Source organism: Alteribacter natronophilus, from assembly GCF_006007885.1.
In the GTDB taxonomy this organism is placed as follows: domain Bacteria; phylum Bacillota; class Bacilli; order Bacillales; family Salisediminibacteriaceae; genus Alteribacter; species Alteribacter natronophilus.
On the sequence record NZ_VCRO01000002.1, the window covers coordinates 98297 to 120392 of the forward strand.

At 50.7% G+C, this 22096-nt stretch carries 18 protein-coding genes and 1 pseudogene; 13 read left to right on the forward strand and 6 right to left on the reverse strand.

Annotation, left to right across the window (positions count from 1 at the left end):
• Positions 1-101 precede the first annotated feature (101 nt).
• From FGB90_RS07590 to FGB90_RS07640, 11 genes and pseudogenes are all read left to right on the forward strand, one after another.
• The gene (locus FGB90_RS07590) at positions 102-1562 is read left to right on the forward strand and encodes a circularly permuted type 2 ATP-grasp protein (protein ID WP_438502686.1); all 1461 of its coding nucleotides are present in this window, start codon (positions 102-104) and stop codon (positions 1560-1562) included.
• On the forward strand, positions 1556-2554 hold the full coding sequence (locus FGB90_RS07595) for an alpha-E domain-containing protein (RefSeq protein WP_138810232.1): 999 nt from the start codon (positions 1556-1558) through the stop codon (positions 2552-2554). Before FGB90_RS07590 ends, FGB90_RS07595 begins: the two co-directional genes overlap by 7 nt.
• A gap of 15 nt (positions 2555-2569) precedes the next feature.
• Entirely contained in the window at positions 2570-3421 is an 852-nt protein-coding gene (locus FGB90_RS07600) for a transglutaminase family protein (RefSeq protein WP_138810233.1), read from the forward strand.
• 206 nt (positions 3422-3627) lie between these two features.
• Positions 3628-4047: pseudogene (gene mscL / locus FGB90_RS07605) on the forward strand (large conductance mechanosensitive channel protein MscL); the annotation flags it as partial.
• Positions 4048-4304: 257 nt separating this feature from the next.
• Complete coding sequence (gene pxpB / locus FGB90_RS07610; RefSeq protein WP_138810234.1) at positions 4305-5042, forward strand: 5-oxoprolinase subunit PxpB; 738 nt, start codon at positions 4305-4307, stop codon at positions 5040-5042.
• Positions 5032-5793, forward strand: coding sequence for a LamB/YcsF family protein (locus tag FGB90_RS07615; RefSeq protein ID WP_138810235.1), 762 nt, complete (start codon positions 5032-5034; stop codon positions 5791-5793). The genes pxpB and FGB90_RS07615 overlap by 11 nt, the downstream gene beginning before the upstream one ends.
• Positions 5790-6743, forward strand: a complete 954-nt coding sequence (locus tag FGB90_RS07620) for a 5-oxoprolinase subunit C family protein (protein WP_138810236.1) — start codon at positions 5790-5792, stop codon at positions 6741-6743. The genes FGB90_RS07615 and FGB90_RS07620 overlap by 4 nt, the downstream gene beginning before the upstream one ends.
• Positions 6744-6857: 114 nt before the next feature.
• Entirely contained in the window at positions 6858-7244 is a 387-nt protein-coding gene (locus tag FGB90_RS07625; RefSeq protein ID WP_138810237.1) for a RidA family protein, read from the forward strand.
• Positions 7245-7454: 210 nt separating this feature from the next.
• Positions 7455-7655 (forward strand): cold shock domain-containing protein, encoded by a 201-nt coding sequence (locus FGB90_RS07630; RefSeq protein ID WP_171051773.1) that lies wholly within the window; start codon positions 7455-7457, stop codon positions 7653-7655.
• 356 nt (positions 7656-8011) lie between these two features.
• Complete coding sequence (cshA, locus tag FGB90_RS07635) at positions 8012-9517, forward strand: degradosome RNA helicase CshA (protein ID WP_246056101.1); 1506 nt, start codon at positions 8012-8014, stop codon at positions 9515-9517.
• A 130-nt stretch (positions 9518-9647) separates the two neighbouring features.
• Positions 9648-10493 carry a DUF6544 family protein gene (locus tag FGB90_RS07640; RefSeq protein WP_138810239.1) on the forward strand — a complete coding sequence of 282 codons (846 nt, stop codon included), beginning with the start codon at positions 9648-9650 and terminating at the stop codon, positions 10491-10493.
• A 60-nt stretch (positions 10494-10553) separates the two neighbouring features.
• Here FGB90_RS07640 and FGB90_RS07645 read toward each other — a convergent pair whose 3' ends face one another.
• The 3 genes from FGB90_RS07645 to FGB90_RS07655 all read right to left on the reverse strand — a co-directional run bounded on the left by FGB90_RS07645 (position 10554) and on the right by FGB90_RS07655 (position 14224).
• On the reverse strand, positions 10554-11279 hold the full coding sequence (locus tag FGB90_RS07645) for a 5-formyltetrahydrofolate cyclo-ligase (protein WP_138810240.1): 726 nt from the start codon (positions 11277-11279) through the stop codon (positions 10554-10556).
• A 543-nt stretch (positions 11280-11822) separates the two neighbouring features.
• On the reverse strand, positions 11823-13028 hold the full coding sequence (locus tag FGB90_RS07650; protein WP_138810241.1) for a GTP-binding protein: 1206 nt from the start codon (positions 13026-13028) through the stop codon (positions 11823-11825).
• Between the two features lie 26 nt (positions 13029-13054).
• Complete coding sequence (locus FGB90_RS07655; RefSeq protein ID WP_138810242.1) at positions 13055-14224, reverse strand: FAD/NAD(P)-binding protein; 1170 nt, start codon at positions 14222-14224, stop codon at positions 13055-13057.
• Between the two features lie 191 nt (positions 14225-14415).
• Here FGB90_RS07655 and FGB90_RS07660 point away from each other — a divergent pair, with 191 nt between their 5' ends.
• Complete coding sequence (locus tag FGB90_RS07660) at positions 14416-15852, forward strand: serine hydrolase (protein WP_246056129.1); 1437 nt, start codon at positions 14416-14418, stop codon at positions 15850-15852.
• 237 nt (positions 15853-16089) lie between these two features.
• Here FGB90_RS07660 and FGB90_RS07665 read toward each other — a convergent pair whose 3' ends face one another.
• The 3 genes from FGB90_RS07665 to FGB90_RS07675 form a co-directional block, all read right to left on the reverse strand.
• Positions 16090-17229 (reverse strand): glycerate kinase, encoded by a 1140-nt coding sequence (locus FGB90_RS07665; protein ID WP_138810244.1) that lies wholly within the window; start codon positions 17227-17229, stop codon positions 16090-16092.
• 204 nt (positions 17230-17433) lie between these two features.
• Positions 17434-18801 (reverse strand): YjiH family protein, encoded by a 1368-nt coding sequence (locus FGB90_RS07670; protein ID WP_138810245.1) that lies wholly within the window; start codon positions 18799-18801, stop codon positions 17434-17436.
• A gap of 232 nt (positions 18802-19033) precedes the next feature.
• A complete protein-coding gene (locus tag FGB90_RS07675) occupies positions 19034-20392 on the reverse strand; it encodes an alanine/glycine:cation symporter family protein (RefSeq protein WP_138810246.1) in 1359 nt (452 codons plus the stop codon).
• Between the two features lie 293 nt (positions 20393-20685).
• On the opposite strand from FGB90_RS07675, the gene FGB90_RS07680 reads away from it, so the two are divergent.
• Positions 20686-21750, forward strand: coding sequence for a GGDEF domain-containing protein (locus FGB90_RS07680; protein ID WP_138810247.1), 1065 nt, complete (start codon positions 20686-20688; stop codon positions 21748-21750).
• The last annotated feature ends 346 nt before the right edge of the window (positions 21751-22096 follow it).

A 22096-nucleotide genomic window follows, 5' to 3' on the forward strand; every position in this document is an offset into this window, starting at 1 on the left:
TAGGGAAAAGGGAATGAAACAGCCGATGGGCTGTTTACATATTGCCGGAGGAAGGGTTACCGGCCTGATTATACTATTTTAAACGGGAGGAGATGGGCGGGTTGTTAAAACAGTATGATGCAAAGGCGTTTTTTGATGAGATGATGGAGGAAGACGGAAAGCCGAAGTCCCATTACGAGCAGTTTCATTCCATTTTGAACCGCTTTTCAACGGAGGATCTGCACGAAAAAAATGAGACGGCGCAGCTCAGTTTTCTGAGGCAGGGTATTACATTTACAGTTTATAGTGACAAAACCGGCACCGAGCGGACGATGCCGTTTGACTTTATCCCGGTCATTATACCGCCGGAACAGTGGGGAAAGATCGAAAAGGGGATGAAGCAGCGGGTCCGTGCCCTGAACCTGTTTCTTGAGGATATCTACAACAGTCAGGAAATCGTAAAGGATGGCGTGATCCCGTCTGATCTGATCGAGGAAAATCCCTACTATTACAAAGAACAGGCATCAGGGCTGAAGATTCCGCATAATAATCACATTTTTCTTGCCGGAATCGATTTAATCCGTGATGAGAACGGAGAGTACCGCGTACTGGAGGACAACCTGAGGAATCCTTCGGGAATGAGTTATGTATTCCAGAACCGGTTTGTTATGCGACGTGTTTTTCCCGAATTTTTCAACAGTCATGAGATCTGTACGCTCGAGCATCAGCTGTCCCATCTCCATGAAGCACTGAAGAGCCATGTACCGGAAAACAGTAAGCAAAAAGAGCATCCGATTGCTGTTCTTCTTACACCCGGAATCTACAATTCAGCCTACTATGATCACGTGTTTTTGGCCCAGCAGATGGGGATTGAGCTGGTTGAAGGACGTGATCTGATCGTAAAGGACGATGTCGTCTACATGAAAACAATCCGCGGTCTTCAGCGCGTGGACATTATCTACCGCAGAATTGATGATGATTTTCTTGACCCGGAAGCGTTCAACCCCGAGTCACTCCTCGGTGTCCCCGGACTTCTTAATGCCTACCGGAAAGGTAATGTAGCGGTCCTCAACGGCATCGGCAACGGGGTGGCTGACGACAAGGCCATGTACGCCTATGTACCGGAAATGATCCGCTATTACCTTGATGAGGAACCGCTGATTAAAAACGTGGAAACCTATTTTCTCAGGGATAGGGAAGCCCGGGAATACGTGCTTGAAAACCTGAATAAACTCGTCGTGAAAAATGTAGGTTCTTCAGGAGGCTACGATATGCTGATCGGACCCCACGCCACAAAGGCGGAGATCGAACTGTTCCGGGAGAAGATCCTTCAGGAGCCGCATCAGTATATAGCCCAGCCGACAATCAGACTGTCACGGGCACCTGCTTTTCAGAAGAACCGTTTCTACCCGTGCCATGTGGATCTCCGTGTATTCGTCATGGGAGGAAAAGAACATAAGGTACTACCCGGAGGTCTTTCACGAGTCGCACTGAAGGAAGGATCTCTCGTCGTAAACTCTTCCCAGGGCGGCGGAGGCAAGGATACCTGGGTACTGAAAAGAAGGGGTGATGATTCATGCTGAGCCGTGTAGCCGATTCCCTTTACTGGATGGCAAGAAATATTGAACGTGCAGAAAACAATTCCCGGGTGCTCAGCGCCAGGCTGATTAATATGCTGGAAGCGTCCGATTCCGACGCAGTAGCAGAGCGGGACTGGGAGGAAGTCATTGAGATCTGCGCCTCCTATAACGATTACAAAAATGAATACGCCACTTTTGACCCTGATACGATCGTACAGTACCTGGCGTTTCAGGAGAATAACCTGAATTCCCTGTCCAACTGCATCAGCAATGCCCGCTACAACGCCAAGTCAACGCGGGAGATTATTCCCCACGAGCTGTGGGAGTGCTTAAACGAGTGCTATTGGAATAGTATCGATGTAGACCGGCAATATTGGAACCTGAAAGAAGTGGACCGCCTGCTCCGGCAGATTAAGCTGGCGTCTTTTACGGCCCAGGGCGTGATCGAATCCTCAATGATGAGAGATGAAACGTATGCATTTATCCAGATCGGAAAGTGGCTTGAACGGGCGGAAAAAACGGCCCGCATCCTTAATGTTATGTGCGAGAAATCGATGCGGGAGGCGGAGGATGATAATGCCGATCATCATTACTATTACTGGCTTGCCGCTCTTCAGTTTGTTAACGGCCATGATGCGTATCTCAAGAAAAACCCGCCTGCCATTACGGCGAGGGACGTGCTGTCCTTCCTGATTACCGATCCAACTTTCCCACGGTCCATCAGCTACTGCGTGAACCATGTGTGGGATACGGTCAAGGGAATTGAGGGAGGCAAGGTGTCCCACTATTCCGAGGAGCTGTTTGATGCCCTTGAGCGGCTGAAAATAGAGTTTGATGACGTTGTAATCAGGGATCTTAAGATGGAGGAGCTCGGAGAGTTTCTTGACCGGTTCCAGAACCACTGTAACGAAATCGGAGCCGTTTTCTCAAAAACATACTATCTTGTTGAGCCGGAACCGTCCTCAGCAGGAGTGATGAGTCAGCATCAGAAGTGAGAGGGGAAGTCGGGGATGAAATACCGCATTGAACATATAAATCAGTTTCACTACGAGACACCAGTGGATCAGAGTATGAACCACATACGCTTAAAACCGAGAACCGATGAATGTCAGCGCCTGCTGTCCTACCGGTCTGAAATCAATCCGTCTTCACTGACAAAAGAACACACTGACCTGTGGGGAAACACAGTTGAAACGTTTTTCATCCCCGAAGTCCATGAGAATCTTGAAGTGAAAACGACTTCCGTGGTGAGCATCCAGCGGAGTCCATTTATCCGGATGATGCAGTATTCCCCTGAAATGCGGAACATTTACCATTCGGATCTGTTCAGAAAACATTATCTCGCTTATTTAAACGACACTCCCTACACGTACCTGTTCCGTGACCAGATAGACGAGGTGGTGCGTGAAGTGGGACAAAACCTTGATCCGATTCAGTTCTCCCTTGATGTGATGGGCTATATTCACCAGCGTATAAAATACCAGGCGAACGTCACCAATGTAAACACGAAAGCCCACGAAGCTTTTCCAATGAAAACGGGGGTATGCCAGGACTTTACCCATATCATGCTTGGCGTGCTCAGGGCACACCTCATACCGGCCCGTTACGTGAGCGGTTATCTCTACGTAGGGGAGGATTCGGCCCTCGTCGGGGATGCTGCTACCCATGCGTGGGTGGAAGTGATGGTCCCGGGAATCGGCTGGTGCGGTCTTGACCCTACGAACAACGTGGAAGCACTGGAGAACCATATTCGCGTAGGCACGGGCCGCGACTACTCCGATCTCAGTCCCCTTCAGGGCGTCTACCGGGGAGGAAAGCACTCCCTCACGGTAAAGGTAAGCTGTACGCTTCTGGATTCGTAGGAGGAGCTTTATTGGAAGTGCCACCGCCATCACCGGAAACAGGAGTGTGCGGGCATCATGCACAGTGCTCTCCCTCATACGCATAATCACCGCCTGTGGACATACCTTTTAACGAACGGTGCATAAAAACCGGGCAGCTATTTTCATGATTACTCACTGGCTGGCCGGGCACTGTGGTTAAACGCAGGGAGGTGACCGCTGTGTTTCTGAAAGGGCTTAAGGAATTTGCCACCAGAGGTACGGTTATTGACATGGGAATCGGCATCATCATCGGTGCCGCTTTCGGTAAAGTTGTCAGCTCGTTCGTATCGGATATCATAATGCCGCCCATTGGTCTCGTGCTGGGGAGGGTCGACTTTTCCTCTCTTTACGTAAATCTGTCAGGGGGACAATACCGCTCGCTGAATGAAGCGCAGGAGGCGGGGGCGGCTACCATTAACTACGGGGTGTTTATTGAGACGATTCTGCACTTTTCCATCATCGCCGGTGCCGCGTATTTTGTGATTCTGCAGATGAACAGGCTCAAACGACTTCCAAAAGAAGCGACCCAGCAGAAGACGTGCCCGTACTGTTACTCGGATATTTCCCTCAGAGCTGTCCGCTGTCCCAAATGTACAAGTTCCCTGGTTTCTTCCCGGGAGATGGAGGGAAAAATGGAAGTAAAGCCGCAGAGGGAGACAGCGTGCAGGATTACGGTCGGGCAGAAAGCAGCACGCACACAAACGAAAAGTCAGAGACCGCTTTTTTAAGCCGGATCCTTCCCAGGGATACCGGTTTTTACTCTTTGTCATGATTGTGACTGCTGTTTGTTATAATAGACACCAGCTGCCGCGAAAAATTTCTGATGGCAAACGATCGAATCTATAGAGGAGGAGAGTCTGACATGACGAGGATCACATCGATGAAACCTGTTGGGGAACGGGCGATCCGGATCGGGTTTGAAGAACGGATTTCCGAAGAAACAAACCGGTACATCGCAGCACTCTGCAAAGCGATTGAAGAGCAGGTTCATCCTGCCGTGACAGAATGGGTACCGGCTTATGCCTCACTCACGGTTTACTATAAGCCGGAAACATCGGGCTTTGACGAGATGAAGTCTTTTCTTGAAAGCTGTGTCAAAGACGTACACGATCTTGAAGGTGAGGGCGGAAGAGTGATTGGGATTCCGGTTCTTTACGGCGGTGAAGGAGGTCCCGATCTTTCAGAGCTCGCCTCCCATCACGGCATGGATGAAGAGGAAGTCATCCGTCTGCACAGTGAGGGGGATTATCTTGTTTATATGCTCGGTTTTAACCCTGGGTTTCCCTACCTCGGAGGACTGTCGGACAAGCTTCATACCCCGCGGCGGGATAACCCCCGTCAGAATGTTCCAGCCGGCTCTGTCGGTATTGCCGGAGAACAGACGGGCATTTATCCGCTGGCATCCCCTGGTGGCTGGCAGCTGATCGGCCGGACGCCTGCCCGTCTTTTTGACCCTGAGCAGCCGGACGCATTTCTGCTGAGAGCCGGAGACCGTCTCCGGTTCAGGCCGGTGGATGAGAAAGAATACGATGACCTTTGCAGCCGGGTGGAAAATGGGGAACAGATTGTGGAAGTCGAGGAGGGAGAACATGCGCATTGATTTGAACTGTGATCTCGGGGAAAGCTTCGGAAATTATACAATCGGTCAGGATGAGGACGTACTCCAACTGGTAAGCTCCGCAAACATTGCCTGCGGCTACCATGCGGGAGACCATAACGTCATGAAAAAAACGGTTCGTCTGGCTGCAGAAGCTGGCGTGGGACTCGGCGCTCACCCGGGACTGCCGGATCTCGGCGGATTCGGAAGACGCTACATTGAGGTGCAGCCCGAGGACGTGTACAACATGGTTGTGTATCAGATTGGGGCTCTGGAAGCATTTGTACGCATTGAAGGCGAGCGCCTCCAGCACGTGAAGCCTCATGGTGCCCTGTTTAACATGGCTTCAAAGGACCGGGCAATTGCTGATGCCATTGCCCGAGCGGTAAAGGATGTGGACGAATCACTGATTTTATTCGGCCTTGCCGGAAGTGAGCTGGTCATGGCAGGGAGGGAGCACGGACTTACGGTGGCCCGGGAAGTGTTTGCAGACCGTTCCTATCAGCCTGACGGGACCCTGACCCCGCGCACAGAGCCGGGAGCCGTCATTGAAGATGAGGATGAAGTGACTGAGCGGGTGCTGCGTATGATCCGGGAGGGTGTGGTGACGGCTTCTGACGGGAGCGAAGTCGCCCTGGAGCCCGATACAATCTGCGTTCATGGCGATGGCCCAAAAGCCCTCGCTTTTGTATCAAATCTCCGTAAATGCCTGCAGGAAGCAGGCGTTCAGGTAAGGAAGGTGGGGGAACGATGAGTTTTACGGTGGAAAAGCCCGGCCTTCTGACCACAGTGCAGGACCGGGGGCGCCAGGGGTACCAGCAGTTCGGTCTAAGCCCCGCCGGCGCCATGGATGAGTATGCCCTTCAGATGGCCAACGTGCTCGTTGGTAACGAGCGTAACGAAGCGGTGCTGGAGGTAACTATGATGGGCCCTGTCTTAAAAGCGGAAAAGGATATGGTGATTGCTTTTGCCGGGGGAAATCTCCAGCCGGCTATCGACGATGAGGAGGTGGCCACCTGGAAAAGCTATCACGTTCGTGGGGGAAGTAAGATCAGCTTCGGCCGCCCCGTGAACGGAGCAAGGCTTTATCTGAGCGTCCGGGGCGGTATAGAGATTCCCGAAGTGATGGGAAGCCGGAGTACGTACCTGAAGGCCGGGCTCGGCGGTTTCGAGGGCCGGGAGCTTCGTAAAGGTGACCGAATTGAAGTCGGTGAGGGAGCAGGCAGCTCCGAAGTCCATGCAGGACGCCGTGTTGCTTCGGAACATATTCCGTCGTATGAGAAGGAGATCACCGTCCGGGCTGTGCCTGGGCCCCAGGAGGACTATTTTGAAAAGGAAGCGCTCGAGCAGTTCTTTTCCGAAGTGTTTGAAGTGAGCCACCAGTCCGATCGGATGGGATACCGCCTTCAGGGGGAGGAACCGCTGAAGCATAAGAACGGGGCAGACATTTTGAGCGATGCCACCGCTTTCGGTTCTGTACAGGTTCCCGGGGATGGCCAGCCGATTATCCTCATGGCAGACCGCCAGACGACAGGCGGCTACACAAAAATTGCCACCGTCATCGGCGTCGACTTATGGAAAGTCGCCCAGCTGCCTCCCGGTGGAAAAATCCGTTTTAAAAAGACGGACGTCCATGAAGCCCAGAGGCTATGGCAGGAGCAGGAGGATATCCTCGTGCAGGTGGCATCGTACGGGAGATCGTGATCGTTTTGAGGCCTTATGTAATCCGTCCATTTAAGTGGGAACCGTTTGCAGCCTCAGAAACCCGTGCTAAAATAAACCCATCCCAATACGATACTCCAGAAGGAGGGCTCTGAAATGACTAAAAAAACCAACCCAGTAACCACCGCAGATGCACCAGGTGCAATCGGACCTTATTCCCAGGGCGTCACGATCAGCGGGCTTGTCTATACTTCAGGCCAGATCGGCCTCAATCCTCAGACAGGAGAGATGGCAGAGGGCGTGGAAGCCCAGACGCATCAGGTGATGAAAAATGTCGCGTCGGTCCTTGAGGCCGGCAGCAGCAGCCTTGCGCACACCATCAAGCTGACGATTTTCCTTCAGAATATGGACGACTTTGCCACTGTGAACGAGATCTACGCCTCTTATCTTGAAGAGCCGTATCCTGCACGGAGCGCCGTGGAGGTGGCCCGTCTGCCAAAAGGGGCCCTTGTTGAAATTGAGGCGATCGGCGCACAGAAATAACAGCGGCAGTTTCCCATTCAGGACCAAAGAGGGAATATTGGAATAGCCCGTTATCCCGTTTGCTTTTCCCGGACCTGCATGATATAGTGAAGAGGATTGAAAATCTTGAACATCGAAAAACATTTTTTCCGGCCTCTTAAGGATTTTGGAAATATGGTTTTTACGGTATTCAGTTTTCACGAATTTTCTTTTCTCTAAAGGAGGCCGTCAATTATGACAGGTAAAGTAAAATGGTTTAACTCAGAAAAAGGTTTCGGTTTCATCGAGCGTGAAGACGGAGACGACGTTTTCGTACACTTCTCTGCGATCCAGGCTGAAGGTTTCAAAACTCTTGAAGAAGGTCAAGACGTTGAATTTGAAATCGTTGAAGGCGACCGCGGTCCACAAGCTGCAAACGTTGTACGTCTGTAATACAACTCGATTCCTATAGGAATGAACGGGCATATTCCAACGTATCAGGGATATGCCCTTTTTAATGCCATTTTCCGATACGCGTATTTTCGGCTCTTAACTTACAAAGTCCCGGCATGAACCGGGTTTTCTTTTTGCCTTTGAATGGTAAAATAAAAATAGATTAGATCTCGCTCAATTGAGCATAACTGATGATATAGCTTCTTCAATAAGAAGAGTATGATATACATTTGGCGAAAGTGTGCTGTGATGAGCCAAACCATCAGGGTGACCGGAGATTTAATCGAGCCCTTACTGAAGGCAATTCAGGCAGCTGAGAGCCAATCAAATTGAAAAAATAAAGGAGTTCGGTTTTTTTGACAGTATTTGCAGATTTAAATATCCACCCACAACTACTCAAGTCACTTGATCAAATGGGATTTGAGGAGCCTACCCCGATCCAGAAGGAAGTTCTTCCGATTGCCAAAACAGGCAAAGATGTGATCGGCCAGGCACAGACAGGAACAGGGAAAACAGCCGCTTTCGGTATTCCCCTTATTGAAAAAATGGAGCAGGAAACACGCCACCCTCAGGGGATCGTGCTTGCACCGACACGGGAGCTTGCGATTCAGGTAGCTGAAGAGCTTAACAAAATCGGCCGCTACAGCAGCGTACGTGCGCTTCCGATTTACGGTGGACAGGAAATCGGCCGTCAGATTCGAGCGCTGAAAAACCGTCCGCAGATTATCGTTGCGACACCTGGTCGCCTGCAGGACCACATGCGCCGCGGTACGATCAAACTTTCCGACATCAACACAGTTGTCCTTGATGAAGCAGACGAAATGCTCAGCATGGGCTTTGTGGAAGAGATCGAAGAAATTCTGGAGTCGGTTCCCGATAACCGCCAGACGCTTCTGTTCTCGGCTACTATGCCGCCGCGCCTTCAGTCCATCCTTAACAAGTACATGAACGACCCGGCCCAGGTGAAAGTTAAAGCAAAGGAAATGACGGTCTCAAACATCGACCAGCGTTACGTGGAAGTTCACGAACGCCAGAAGTTCGATACACTCTGCCGCCTGGTGGACATTCATTCTCCTGAACTTGCCATCGTGTTCGGCCGCACGAAGCGCCGTGTTGACGAGCTCGCCGATGCTCTTTTCCAGCGCGGGTACGAAGTCGAAGGGATTCATGGTGACCTTCCTCAGAACAAGCGTGATAAAGTCATCCAGAAGTTCAAGCAGAAGCGTATCGAGATTCTTGTCGCTACAGATGTGGCTGCCCGCGGACTTGACGTAAGCGGCGTATCCCATGTGTTTAACTTCGACCTTCCTCAGGATCCTGAAAGCTACGTGCACCGGATCGGCCGTACCGGTCGTGCCGGCAAGCATGGTGTTGCCTTCTCCTTTGTAACACCGCGGGAGAAAGAGCATATCAATGTGATCGAAAAAACAACGAAAAAGAAAATGACGTTCGAAAAAGCTCCGACCATGAAAGATGCAAGCGAAGGTCGTCAGCAGCAGGCTGCAGAACAGCTTACTGAAGTCATTGAGAATGAACAATTCGCGGATCTGACTGAGAAAGCTGAAGAGCTTCTCGGCTCCTACGATGCAGTAACACTCGTGTCGGCAGCGCTGAAGATGGCGAGCAAAGAGCCGGGTAAAGAAGTGAAGATCAACCTTACAAGCGAGCCGCCGGTCCGGATCAAGCACGGTAAAGGACCAAAAGGTAAAGGTGGTTACAGCAAAGGCAAAGGCGGATACCGCGGAGGCGGAAAGCCCCGTAACGACCGCCGCGGCCGGCAGGGCGGAAAAGACAACCACCGTGGACGTCCGGAAGGCAGAAAAAAGGAATTTTCCTTTGCGGCCAAGCGTGGCAAAGGCTAACTGATAAAAAGAGAGTCCGGACCTCACTGTGAGATCCGGATTTTCCTTTATTCCGGTGCAGCCCTGCGATTTTTCCAACTGTAAAAAGGGTATAAGAATATAAGGACTCACAAAAGAAAGAGGGATTCGTGTGGTCGAACAGATACTGTCGGATATCGTTGTTATTATTGTGGTACTCGGGATACTGTTTCTTGGTACTCTTCTGATCAGCAACTGGGTGTTTCTGAACCGGTTCAGAGAAGATGTCCTTTATATGAAAATGGAAGACAAAGCAGACAAACAGAAGGGGGAGGGAGAAATTCCGCCTCTGATGGATACGTATCTGCGGAAAGTCAAAGCTGCCGAAGAAGCTGATTTAACGGAAGCTTTTGTCACCTATGAAGGATACAGCAGGCAAAAGAGCGGCGATAAGTTGGCTCCGGTTAAAGGGGAACAGTTCTTCCGCACCGATAAACCCGGGTTTGTCTGGATGGGCTTTTCGAGAGTGAACGCCATCGTCAGAATGAACACGATTGAAAAAATGACCCATTCAGAAGGTACGCACATTACGAGGCTCTGGTCTATTTTTCCTGTAAACCGGCAGGGCGGGGATACGGTGAGAAGGCGTCACCTGATCCGCTACGCAGCTGACCTTCTGCTCTGTCCCCAGGCGTTTATTCAAAATCCGTCAGTAACTTTCAGGGAGACTGGCGATCATGAAGTGACTGTCAATGTGGAGAGCGGAAAAGAGAATGCAGAGATCGTTCTTACATTCGGACAGGATGGGCTGCCGGTTTCAGCACGCTCCGTAAGGCCGGAGCGTACGGGAGAAGAGGTGGAGTGGAGCCTTACCTACTCTGATTACCGGGAAACCGCAAGCGGGGTAACTGTACCGCACCGGCTCGACAGCACATGGCATGCGGCTGACGGGGAACTTCAGGATTTCTCCATGCAGATCAGGACGGTTCACTATGAACAGTCCAATTACAAAGAATAAAAATAGCCCGGTTTTCTCTGGTACAGAGGGGAAACCGGGTTTTTACATATGCTGCTGTACTTACCTTTCAGTAATTCGCCGGATTTCCTCAAGCACCGGCATCTTTTCCTTTTCTTCCTCCGTGACTCGTGACCAGTCGATCCCGGACGGTTTCTCATAAGGGGAATCTGTGGCAAAGCATTCATTTTCCGTGGCTATGTAATCCACAGTCAGATCATAGGGATCTCTTGGAATGTCATCATCCACGAGCTGAACTGAATTGACAGTGCCGATTACCGGTATTTTACCGTTACCCAGCTCTCTGAGGATGGCGTATTCCCTGTCGGCAAAACCCTCACCTTTACCGAGTCGCCGGCCGTCACGGTGAAGGGCAACGGATCCCACTACGAGAAGATCAATGGAAGGAAGATCCGAGAGGGGAACAACCTTACCGTAACTGTTCATATGCTTCAGGCTTGCCGCTTTCCGCTCCTCGCCGGGTGGGACGTCGGCTGGATCAATCCGGACAAATCCGTCCTTGAGCCTTGGAGTAGGAATCAGCAGTGTTTTTCCGTCCTTGAGCACCTGGCTGCGGATCGGGAGCTGCGGAGAGTCGGGATTTACTTTCACGACTTCTGCTTTTTTATATACGTCAAGCTCAAATACCTGGCGGGCTGCCGATTCTGCTCCTTTAAAGTTCGGAATACGGCCTTTGAGGGGAAAGGGAAAACGCCCGACCTTTTCCTTCTCCATTGTGTCCCAGACCTGCTCACGAATATGGTGTTTCGGATTCTCATTCTCTGTCATCGTTTCAAGCCTCCCGCTGAATGAATTCCGGTACGTGTTCCTCATATTCTCCGGCTTCATCCCCAGTATAGACGAGCAGGAGGCATTTGAAAAAGCCTTTTCTGAAAGGCTATTTTCGGAAAGATTGTTGTTTTTCTACGCTACAGACCGACGCTTTCCGCGGGCAACACCTCAGCCTCCTCGGGAAAATCGCCCTGCGGGGTCTTCGGCTGTTGCTTTTCCCGCCGGAGTCGCGGCCTTTCGCTTCGAAATTAATAATACCAATAGCAACAATCTTTACGAAAAGCTCTTTTCTGAAAGGCTGTTGTACTAAGCCGCTGCATGCGGACACTTTCCTCGGGCAGGGCCTCAGCCTCTTCAGGAAAACCGCCTCCGGGGTCTTCTGCTCCTGCTTTTCCCGCAGCAGTTGCCGCCTTTCGCACCAAATAGATCCTTTACGAAAACACAGTTAATTGAAAAAAACAGGAGTGTTTCACGTGAAACGACAGAAAAATCCGACAGCATTTACTGTCGGATTCCGAAGAACAGATTAGACAGTCGTCCTCATACTTCAACAGAGCCAGGCTCAGCTGTCTGAAAAGCAGGGAGGGGATCGGCAAAAGAAGACCAGTCCTGCTTAAGTTCATCATCTGTCAGGAGACATGCGTCCAGTGAAGTGCTTACTTTCTCTTCTTTCATTTCGATCCCGATAAACACGATTTCATTGGCACGGTCACCGTATGGTTCCTCCCAGCCTTTTTTCAGTTCAGGATCCTCGGCGAACAATTCTTCAAGTTCCTGATCGGAATAGGAGGCGAGCCACTCTCCTGCCGAAGAAATTGTGATTGAGCCGCCGGCCTGGGAAAGTAATCCGGCCGTGTGGTTCCGGGTAGCTGCCCAGAAGAATCCTTTGGCGCGGATCACTTCCTTCGGCCAGTTTTCAAGCCAGCGCATCAGTCTCTCAGGATGGAAAGGCCGGCGTCTGCGGTAAACGAACGAAGATATACCGTACTCCTCTGTTTCAGGGACGTGCTCTTCATTGAGTTCTTTTATCCAGCCCGCTGCCTGACTCGCTTTTTCAAAATCAAACAGACCGGTATCGAGTACGCTGGAAAGGTCTACGTTTCCATATACCGAAGTGACCATCCGTGCCTCGGGATTAAGCTTTTTAAGAACGGCCTGGAGATGAACGAGTTCATCTGAAGGAATTTTGTCCGCTTTATTAAGGACTATTACGTCGGAAAATTCAACCTGGTCCGTGAGAAGATCCACTACATCCCGGTGATCTGTCTCATCGACTCCTTCGCCGCGGTCGACGAGGGTTTCTCCGCTGTTATAATCATTCCAGAACGAGTAGGCATCGACCACAGTCACCATTGTATCGAGACGGGAGATGCTGCTGAGATCGATACCAAGCTCCTCATCAATATACGTGAAGGTCTGGGCAACCGGGACGGGTTCGCTGATTCCTGTTGATTCAATAACAAGATAGTCGATATTCCCGTCGTCGATCAGTTTTTTCACTTCGAGGATCAAATCTTCACGCAGCGTGCAGCAGATACAGCCGTTCTGCATTTCCACCAGCTTTTCCTCAGTGCGGGAAAACCCTCCCTGCTCAATCAGGTCACCGTCAATATTGATTTCACTCATATCGTTGACGATGACGGCTGCTTTTCTCCCTTCCAGATTAGAGAGGATATGATTCATAAGAGTTGTTTTACCGGCTCCAAGAAAGCCGCTTAACACTGTTACGGGGATTCGTTTATCCATTTTTACAGCTCCTTGTCTATTATTTATTAGCAGTGATGCTCCACGATCCTGCCAGCTCCTCGCCGGGCACCGGAAATATTGCGTGCTGCTGGACCGAGGGCAAGTTCAGCCAGGCCACCGGTTACATATAAATGATCACACCATTCGAGATTGTCAGGTACGGCCGGATAGCCGCACTGGGCACATGCTAGCTGCTCATCCCTGATGAGCGGGCTGAGCCAGTCCATACCGGGAGGCGTCTGTTCAAAACCTGTAGCAAGAATGACCGTCTCTGATTCACAGGTATTGTTTGCGTCGCGGTCAGACAGAATGACAGAGCCGGAAGGGGTCTCGGTAACGTCGTCAATACTCATCTGTTTCAAGGATGCCAGGCCCTCTCTTTCAGCGTTCATAAGAGAGCGGACCAGAGGGCGGGGAACCGATCCCCGGTGCCTGGCACTGCGGATCATCTCGCGTCTTTTATGGAGGCTTCTTTCTCTCTGAAAAGGCCCCATGTATTTCTGGCCCATCCATCCAGGATCACTGTCGAATTCATGGAGGCGGAACGGGTGACGTCTAACCATTGTGACCTTCCCTGGAAGGTGTTTTCCAAGAGCCAGTGTAAGATGTGCGGCTGTAATGCCGCCTCCGATCACTGTCACCGGGCCGGATAGCCCTTCTATACTCCAATCCCGGTCAAAAACATGAAAAATCCGGTCAGGTCGGGAATCTTTAAGTTCACGGGCCCACTCAGGCCAGTAAGGCTGTTCGCCGAGCCCAATTGCGATGGCGGTCTTTTTCGCACTGATGATCTCTCCGTGACTGAGCGTGACTTCCCACGAGCTGCCCCGTTTTTTCAGGCCTGTTACCCGTCCCTGTTTCCAGGAATTCATCAGCCCGGCCTCTTCAAATTCAGTCAGTGAATGACGGTTAAACAGATCCAGTTTCGGTTTTTTCTGCCGTCCGGTGAAAGGGGACGGATCATTCTCCTTTTTTGCGAACGATTCCAGTGAAAAAGGAGAGGGGGACAGGTGGTGAACAAATGGTGACCGGAGATAGGTCATTCCGATTTTGCCGGTACAGTGCAGCCAGTTTTTCAAAGGGGAAGAGTGGGGATCCACTATAACCATGTTACGAGGGTCTGTACCACCCTGCCGTACGAGGTAGGATGCGAGCGTACAGCCCTGAATACCGCCTCCTATAATCAGCCATTCCATTTCCGGTTCACCTCACAGATTAATATAAATCGTAATTGTTTCGATCGTAATTATTACGATTTATAGTGTAATCAATTTTTCCGTTCTCTGCAAGCTCCATTTTCAACTCAGGGTGTCCCCGGGCAGGAAAAGGGGAAACGGGAGAAGAAAGGGTAACAGAGTAAACCATTGAGGAGGGCGATCAGGTGAAGATGACAGAGTATGATAACTATGTGGAAAAGATCAGAACAGAGGAGGGAGTGCCGGGTGTAGCCGTCGGTCTGAAAGAGGGAAGAGCACGGCTCTATGAACGTGGGTACGGCTACCGGAACGAAGAGCAGAAGCTGCCGGTCACGATGGATACGGTATTTGGTATTGCTTCGATTACAAAGTCCTTCACGTGTCTTGCCATCATGCAGCTTAAAGATGAGGGAAAGCTCGATGTAAACGATCCGGTCATCCGTTACATACCGGACTTTGCCCGGGTATGTGCCTGTGCGGAGGATATCACCATCCACCATCTCATGACGCACACCTCCGGGCTTCCGCCGCTTCCGACTTTAATTTATGCCAATATCCGTTCGTTTGAAAAGGATCCGGATGCCAATGACTACCCTGGTATTGATATTAAGAAGACTGACCGGGAGCCGGTTGATGATTACAGGCACCTGATTGATGCCATTACGGAAAAAGATGTGAAACCGCTCGGTAAGCCGGGGGAGGCGTTCAGCTATTCCAATGACGGCTATGCCATCCTTGGAGCGGTGATCGAGAGTGTCTCGGGAAAAAGCTATGAACGGTACGTAAAGGAGCATATCCTTAACCCTGCCGGAATGACCCGGTCATTTTTTACAGAGGAAGAGCTGAAAGGTCTTGATGACGTGACAGAGCTGTATGCGAAAAAAGCAGAAGCAGAGTCCAGCGTCTACGCATCACCGGTCTGGTGGGACGCTCCGGCTATGAGAGCGGCAGGCTACCTGAAATCAACCGCATCTGACCTGCTGATGTATTCAAACATCTACCTTGATCAGGGCATAGTGGGAGGAAACCGGATTGTATCGGAAGAAAGTCTTGAGGAGATGATGGCACCTCACGTGGAAATCGAACCCGGCCGCTATTACGGTTATGGATTTTTTATTACCCCCGATTATTTCGGAAACAAGCTTGTGGAGCACGGGGGAAGCCTGAAAGCGATCAGCTCTCAGCTTTCCATGATTCCGGAAAAGGGTTTAAGCGGTGTGGTGCTGACCAATCTTGCCGGCGTGCCGGCTTCTTCGATTATGAACGCAGCCTTTAATGCTGCGGGCGGACGGGATCTGCAGGATCGCCTGCATCCGCTGGAAGGTGCCTGCACTTTGACGGATGAGGAAAAGCGGGAGTATACGGGCACCTATGAATCTATGGAAGGGATGAACCTTTCCGTGCAGGTCGAGGGCTCATCGTTAACAGGCGTATCGGCGGGTAAAGATCTTGAGCTTCTCTGTGTGGAAAAGGATCTGTTCATTGCAAAGAGCGGGGAACATAGCGAATACCTTCGTTTCATACGCGATGAAACCGGCCGTGTATCCCAGGTAGCCTTTCATTACCGGCAGTTTCCGAAAACCGGCGCTGTAGTGAAAGAAAGTGCAGGCCTGCAGTCAAAGAAGTAAGCTGCTTATTGCAGAATCTGCATAGCACATGCAATTGTCAGCATGAAGTATATAACCAGTAAAAGAAGCGTTTCCCCAGGGGAACGCTTTTTTTACCTAAAGGCGCTGTTAAAGGTTAATGTTGTATTTTTAATATTGATTGGAGCGCAGTGAGCGAAAATCAGCAGCAGACTTTATCAGAGCTGACCTGAAAAAAACTTCTGTAAGTGTGTTTTGCCGATATTTCCCCTGTTTCTCTCACTGTTTTGGCATTAGACGGATGGTCTTAATCAGCCTTACTGCAGATTCAAATAAAAGTGATTCTGCATTGTTCATCGCTTCTTCCAGTGAAATGGGCCCGGAGACAATCGGGTGAACGACGCAGACACCGTGCTCCTCGAGAGCCTCGATGCCGCTGCCGATGGAGCCGGCAAGGGCAGCGGTTGGAATGCCGTGCTGTTTTGCAAGACGTCCGATTCCGGCTGGTACCTTGCCGAACAGGGACTGTCCGTCCACTCGGCCTTCTCCGGTAATCATAAGATCGGCTTCCGGAAGAGCATCGGTAAAACCCGATGTTTCCATAATAAGCTCAATGCCGGGACGGAATGTGACACTCAAAAGGGAGCGAAGAAGAAAGCCAATTCCTCCTGCCGCCCCGCTTCCGGGAGTATCCGTTTCATCACGTCCGGTGTGAGCGGAGACTACCCGGGCAAAGTGGGCCATATCGTTTTCCATGGGAACAAGAAGTTCAGCTGTGACCCCTTTCTGTGGTCCAAATACGTGAACGGCACCGTCCTTTCCAAGAAGCGGATTGGTGACGTCCGAGGCAACGACAATGTTCGTGCTGCCGAGTCTCGGATCAAGGGCTGATGTGTCAATTTCGGCAATGGAACCGAGCTTCCCACCAGGACTGTTTAGAACCTGTCCGCCGCTGTCTATGAATCGGGCACCGAGAGCTTCAAAAATTCCTGTTCCGCAGTCCACAGTAGCACTGCCGCCAAGGCCGAGAACAATGGTTTCTGCACCAAGATTCAGGGCTTCAAGTATAAGCTCGCCGGTCCCAAAGGTAGTACACGAAAGGGGATCCAGTTCTTCCCGGGCAAGAAGAGGGAGCCCTGATGCGGCAGCAGTTTCAATAACAGCCGTTCTTTCTTCCGGCATCCAGCCCAAAGCAGCCTGAATGGGCCTTCCGAGGGGATCACGCACTTCTTTTACGATACGGTGTCCACCTGTTCCAAGGAGAATGGCATCCACCGTACCTTCACCCCCGTCAGCCATTGGGAAAGTACGGGTCCGGATATCGTCAGAAACGGTTTTTACAGCACTTTCAATAATACGTGCAGCTTCGGTACTGGATATAGAACCTTTAAAAGAGTCAGGGGCAATAAGAATCTTCATCTTATTCACATCCAATTCAGAGGAATATAAATTCAATATATATGAATTTAGTTTCTTACTAAACTTAAACGATATTCGAACGCTTACCATGGCAGATGTCAGCCAGCAGCGTAGAAAAACAGCAGTCTTTAAGAAGAGAGCTTTTGAAAACAGCCTGAAAAAACCCCCGCAGACCGGAATCTGCAGGGGCGGAAAAGTAATCGTTTAGAACATAAAGATCACGTGTGCAATCAATGTAATGATCGGCAGTGTGATGAGTGTACGCAGCAGGTAAATAATGAGCAGATCGCGGAATTTAACCGGAATCTTCGACCCTAGAAGAACACCACCCACTTCGGAGAGGTAGATCAGCTGCGTCACGGAAAGACAGGCAATGATGAAACGAGTCAGTTCACTTTCAATGTCCGCTGCAAACAGGGCAGGTAGGAACATATCGGCAAAACCGACCACGACCGCTTCCGACGCGGCTGCTGCTTCAGGGATCTGCATCACCTGGAGGATCGGCACAAACGGGGCACCGAGCCATGCAAACACCGGTGTGAACTCTGCGATAACAAGAGCAATCGTACCAAAGGCCATAACGACCGGAATAACACCGAGCCACATATCGAGGACGTTTTTCGTACCATCCTTGAAGAATTCACCCGGTCCTTCCGCCTTGCCGGCACGTTCTTTTGCCTTGTTGAAACCCCAGCTGAACGGCGTGTGGCCCTCGGGAATCGATTCATCGAGCTGGGCTTCCTGATCGTTTGCATACGTGTTCGGCTTTTTCGAAAGCGGCGGGATCCGCGGCATGATGAGGGCTGCAATAAATCCCGAGAAGATCACTGTTGCATAAAACGGTATAAACATGTGTCCAAGACCGACTTCCATGATTACTACAAGGCTGAACGTAATGGAGACAACGGAAAACGTCGTTCCGATTACCGCTGCTTCACGCTTGGAGTAGAAGCCTTCTTCGTACTGTTTACTCGTCAGTACAACCCCGATCGTTCCGTCACCGAGCCATGATGTGAGGGAATCGATTGAGGAACGCCCCGGCAGCCTGAACAGGGGACGCATGAGTTTTGTCATAAGAGCCCCGAAGAGCTCGAGAAGTCCGTAATTTAACAGAAGTGGCAGAAACAGACCGGCAAACAGGAAAACAGTGAACAGCAGCGGCAGCAGCCCGCCGTCCATAAGGAGAAGTCCACCAGTGTAGTCATCGTATACGGCTTCCGAACCGAGCTGGAAAAAGGTCATAACGGCGAGAATAAACGCCACACCGCGGACGGTAAGCCAGAACGGATTGACGACCAGCAGCTTGTCCAGGTAAGGACTGTTTTCAAGTGCTGAAGGATTGCTCTTTTTTACGATAAGTGCAGTAACAGAGCCGATAAAACTCAGTCCGATAATGATGAGAAGCAGTACAGGGAGCACCTGACCAAGGAGGCCTTCAAGCCCGTTTGCCAGTACCGCGACCGGAATCGTGACCCCGTCTTCTGCAGGGATCGGTGTCATAAACAGAGCGACACCTATAAGGGATGGTATTAGAAACTTCCAGAATGTATTTCCGGATGCAGTGTTATTCATTGTGTTCACACTCCTGAATCAGAGAATAGTTTAAAAGATTACTGGGATGATATTTATTCACTGCTGAAAATAATAATACATGGTGATTAAAAATACAACCATTTTATTAAATAAACATTCGTTAAACTGTATGATTGATCATTGCCGGGAGCAGGTACTCCGGCCGGCAGGCAGAAAAGACAGCGCGCCTGAGCTGCTGTCTTTTCGTCATGCCATCTGCCCACAGCAGTTATCAGCTTGCCTGACGGGCCTTCTGTTTTTCCTCTTTTGCCACTTTGAGGAACCTGTTCGTCTCTGCGACAACGACACCCGAGAGACCGAGAAGGGCAATTAAGTTCGGAATGGCCATGAGACCGTTAAACACATCAGCTACTCCCCATACGAGGTTCAGCTCCGCTATGGCACCAAGGAAAATAGCCAGAACGAAGAAGTAGCGGTAAAACTTAACGAGTTCCGGTTTGGCAAAGTACTCAAAACACTTCTCCCCGTAGTAGGACCAGCCGAGAATAGTGGAGAATGCAAAGAATGCCACACCGACTGCGACGATGATGCCGCCAGTACCTCCGAGGAAGAATTCAAACGATGCTGTAGTCAGATCTGCACCGGTAAGGCCGTCTCCATACATGCCTGCCATGACGATCGCCACCCCGGTAATGGAGCAGACAACGATTGTATCGATGAAAACCTGGGTCATGGAAACAAGAGCCTGGCGCCCCGGATAGTCCGTCCGCGCTGCGGCAGCAGCAATCGGGGCTGAACCGAGACCGGCTTCGTTGGAGAAGACCCCACGGGCCACACCCCAGCGGATAACGGCACCAATGGCACCGCCGGCAGCAGCTTCCCCGGTGAAAGCATCGGTAAAAATGAAGCCTACAGCTGCAGGAACAAGCTCAAAGTTCTGAACGATAATGACGATTCCGGCAATCACATAAAAGAGCGCCATAAATGGAACAACATAGGCGGTTACACGGCCGATGGCTTTAATACCACCGAGAATAACGAGACCCGCAAGGACAGTAAGAGTAATGCCTGTCGCCCAGATCGGTATGCTGAATGTTGATTCCATTGCATCGGCTACTGTATTGGACTGAACCATGTTTCCGATTCCAAACGCGGCGCAGGCTCCGAATACAGCAAAGATGATTCCGAGCCATTTCAGGTTGAGTCCTTTTTCAAGGTAGTACATCGGGCCGCCGGCCATTTTGCCGTCTTTTCCTTCCACCCGGTACTTAACTGCGAGAATGGCCTCCGCGTATTTCGTCGCCATCCCGAAGAGGGCGGTAATCCACATCCAGAACACGGCACCGGGTCCACCCAGCACGACAGCGGTGGCCACCCCGGCAATATTACCGGTTCCGATTGTGGCAGCAAGAGCAGTGGTGAGAGCCTGAAAGTGGGAGATATCCCCCTTGGATTTCTTGTCCTGTGCACGAGGACTGAAGGAAAGCTTCAGGGCGTACGGCAGGGTTCTGAACTGAAGAAAAGCAAGCCTGACCGTCAGGAAAACTCCAGTACCTACGAGCAGGACCAGAAGCGGGACACCCCAGACGATGTCACTGACCGCTCCAATAAAGTCATTTAACGCTTCCATTTCTTTTTCCCCCTTTATTATGTATCTGCTGGTAACCGGACGTAAATGTCCGGTAATGTGTTTAATTATAATTGAAAATTCAGATAAATAAAGAAGGAATTAGGAGTATTTTTTATAGTAGTTTCCCCGGGTCGTAGGCAGAGAGATGTAGAAAAAAGACAGATACTGTCGGGTTATGGCAACCTTTGTGTTTTAGCGTGATAAAGATAGTCAGGACCATCAAAGTTCATTATACTTATGAAAGTGTTTCCATCATTTGCAGAGACCTGAGTTTCGATTGAGGGGGAGCAGCTGTGTCTGACAGAAACGGAAAGCAGACAGATCATTTTCTTGAAGTGGTTTTTTCATATACAAGATGGTTCTTTCTTTGTGTCGCGGCATTTGTATATCTGCTCTTTTATGCATCCGGCGCGGAAAGTCACCTTTCATTCATTCTTCTTGTTGTATTTGGTGTGCTGTATATGGGAGTTACCCAGCTGTTTCTTCATAAGAGCAGCCGTGAATCAAGGCTGTACGAGTGGATTACGAAGGGAGGCGTCGTTTTTGACCTGATTGCCTATCCCTGGCTGATTGCAGTTACCGGAGGCTTTCACAGCCCTTTCGTCCCGGTCGGGTATCTCATCGTGCTTCACGCCATTCTCTACTGGCGATATAAAGGCGGCATTGCTGCAGCAATTACTTCTACGGCAGGCTTCAGCGGTGTTCTTACTGTACAGGGCCAGGTGTTCGACGGTACGTCCATCATCGTGTTTATTACCAATACGGTTATTCTGTTTTTATTTGCCATCATTGGCGGTGTCATTATTTCAAGGGAGCGGAAGCATTATGCCGAGCGCCTCGCCTATGAACAGATGGCCAGGCGGGATTACCTGACCGGTCTGTATAACCACCGCACGTTCCAGGAACATCTTCAGACATATACGGAGCAGAACGAACCGTTCTACCTCGTTATGGCAGACATTGATCACTTTAAACGGATAAATGATACATACGGGCATGTTACCGGCGATAAGGTGCTCAAAAAGATCGGGGAGACGTTCCGGGAAATGGATTTTAACGGTGCAGCCTACCGTTACGGGGGAGAGGAGTTTGCTCTGCTGGTGAAGAAAGCCGGGAACAGACCGCTGCCTGTTCTCCTGAAAAAGATCAGTGAAGGTGTGGATCGTCGGAACAGGGCAATTCTGTCCGAATCCAGGGTCACTCTCAGCTACGGCTGTCTACTGGCAGAAGGGGGAGACCCGGAGAAACTGATTCGACTTGCTGACACCAGGCTCTATAAGGCAAAAGCAGGAGGAAAAGACCAGGCTGTCGGCCTTGAAGAGGTGTACCCTTTCGAGGCTGCATGGTCCGGAAAATAAAGGCTGTGTCCGTATACATTGTTGTTATTGACTAAATGAATGTTTCAGCGAAAGGCGGCGACTCCGGCGGGAATAGCATCAGGTGCGAGCGTTTACAGCCTGTGATTGCTTCGAGCTGCTTCGACGCATACAGCTTCGAAGCTTACCTTGCAGAGGAAGAAGCAGAAGCACTCCCCAGGAGGCTGAAGCGATGCCCGCGGCATAGAAGACACCGTGAAGCATGAACGGATGTCGCACTTGTGCCTGTGGTGAAAGCGTCCGCCTGCAGCGGAATAAAACAACAATCTTTCCGAAAAGATTCAAAAAAAGACTGTCCCGCAACGGCGCTGTTAAAACCCTGCTGGAC

Coding starts and splice junctions, on each gene's coding strand:
- FGB90_RS07595 (WP_138810232.1), top strand. CDS start 1,556: ATGCTGAGCCGTGTAGCCGATTCCCTTTACTGGATGGCAAGAAATATT.
- FGB90_RS07600 (WP_138810233.1), top strand. CDS start 2,570: ATGAAATACCGCATTGAACATATAAATCAGTTTCACTACGAGACACCA.
- pxpB (WP_138810234.1), top strand. CDS start 4,305: ATGACGAGGATCACATCGATGAAACCTGTTGGGGAACGGGCGATCCGG.
- FGB90_RS07615 (WP_138810235.1), top strand. CDS start 5,032: ATGCGCATTGATTTGAACTGTGATCTCGGGGAAAGCTTCGGAAATTAT.
- FGB90_RS07620 (WP_138810236.1), top strand. CDS start 5,790: ATGAGTTTTACGGTGGAAAAGCCCGGCCTTCTGACCACAGTGCAGGAC.
- FGB90_RS07625 (WP_138810237.1), top strand. CDS start 6,858: ATGACTAAAAAAACCAACCCAGTAACCACCGCAGATGCACCAGGTGCA.
- FGB90_RS07645 (WP_138810240.1), bottom strand. CDS start 11,279: ATGACAGAGAATGAGAATCCGAAACACCATATTCGTGAGCAGGTCTGG.
- FGB90_RS07650 (WP_138810241.1), bottom strand. CDS start 13,028: ATGGATAAACGAATCCCCGTAACAGTGTTAAGCGGCTTTCTTGGAGCC.
- FGB90_RS07655 (WP_138810242.1), bottom strand. CDS start 14,224: ATGGAATGGCTGATTATAGGAGGCGGTATTCAGGGCTGTACGCTCGCA.
- FGB90_RS07660 (WP_246056129.1), top strand. CDS start 14,416: ATGACAGAGTATGATAACTATGTGGAAAAGATCAGAACAGAGGAGGGA.
- FGB90_RS07665 (WP_138810244.1), bottom strand. CDS start 17,229: ATGAAGATTCTTATTGCCCCTGACTCTTTTAAAGGTTCTATATCCAGT.
- FGB90_RS07670 (WP_138810245.1), bottom strand. CDS start 18,801: ATGAATAACACTGCATCCGGAAATACATTCTGGAAGTTTCTAATACCA.
- FGB90_RS07675 (WP_138810246.1), bottom strand. CDS start 20,392: ATGGAAGCGTTAAATGACTTTATTGGAGCGGTCAGTGACATCGTCTGG.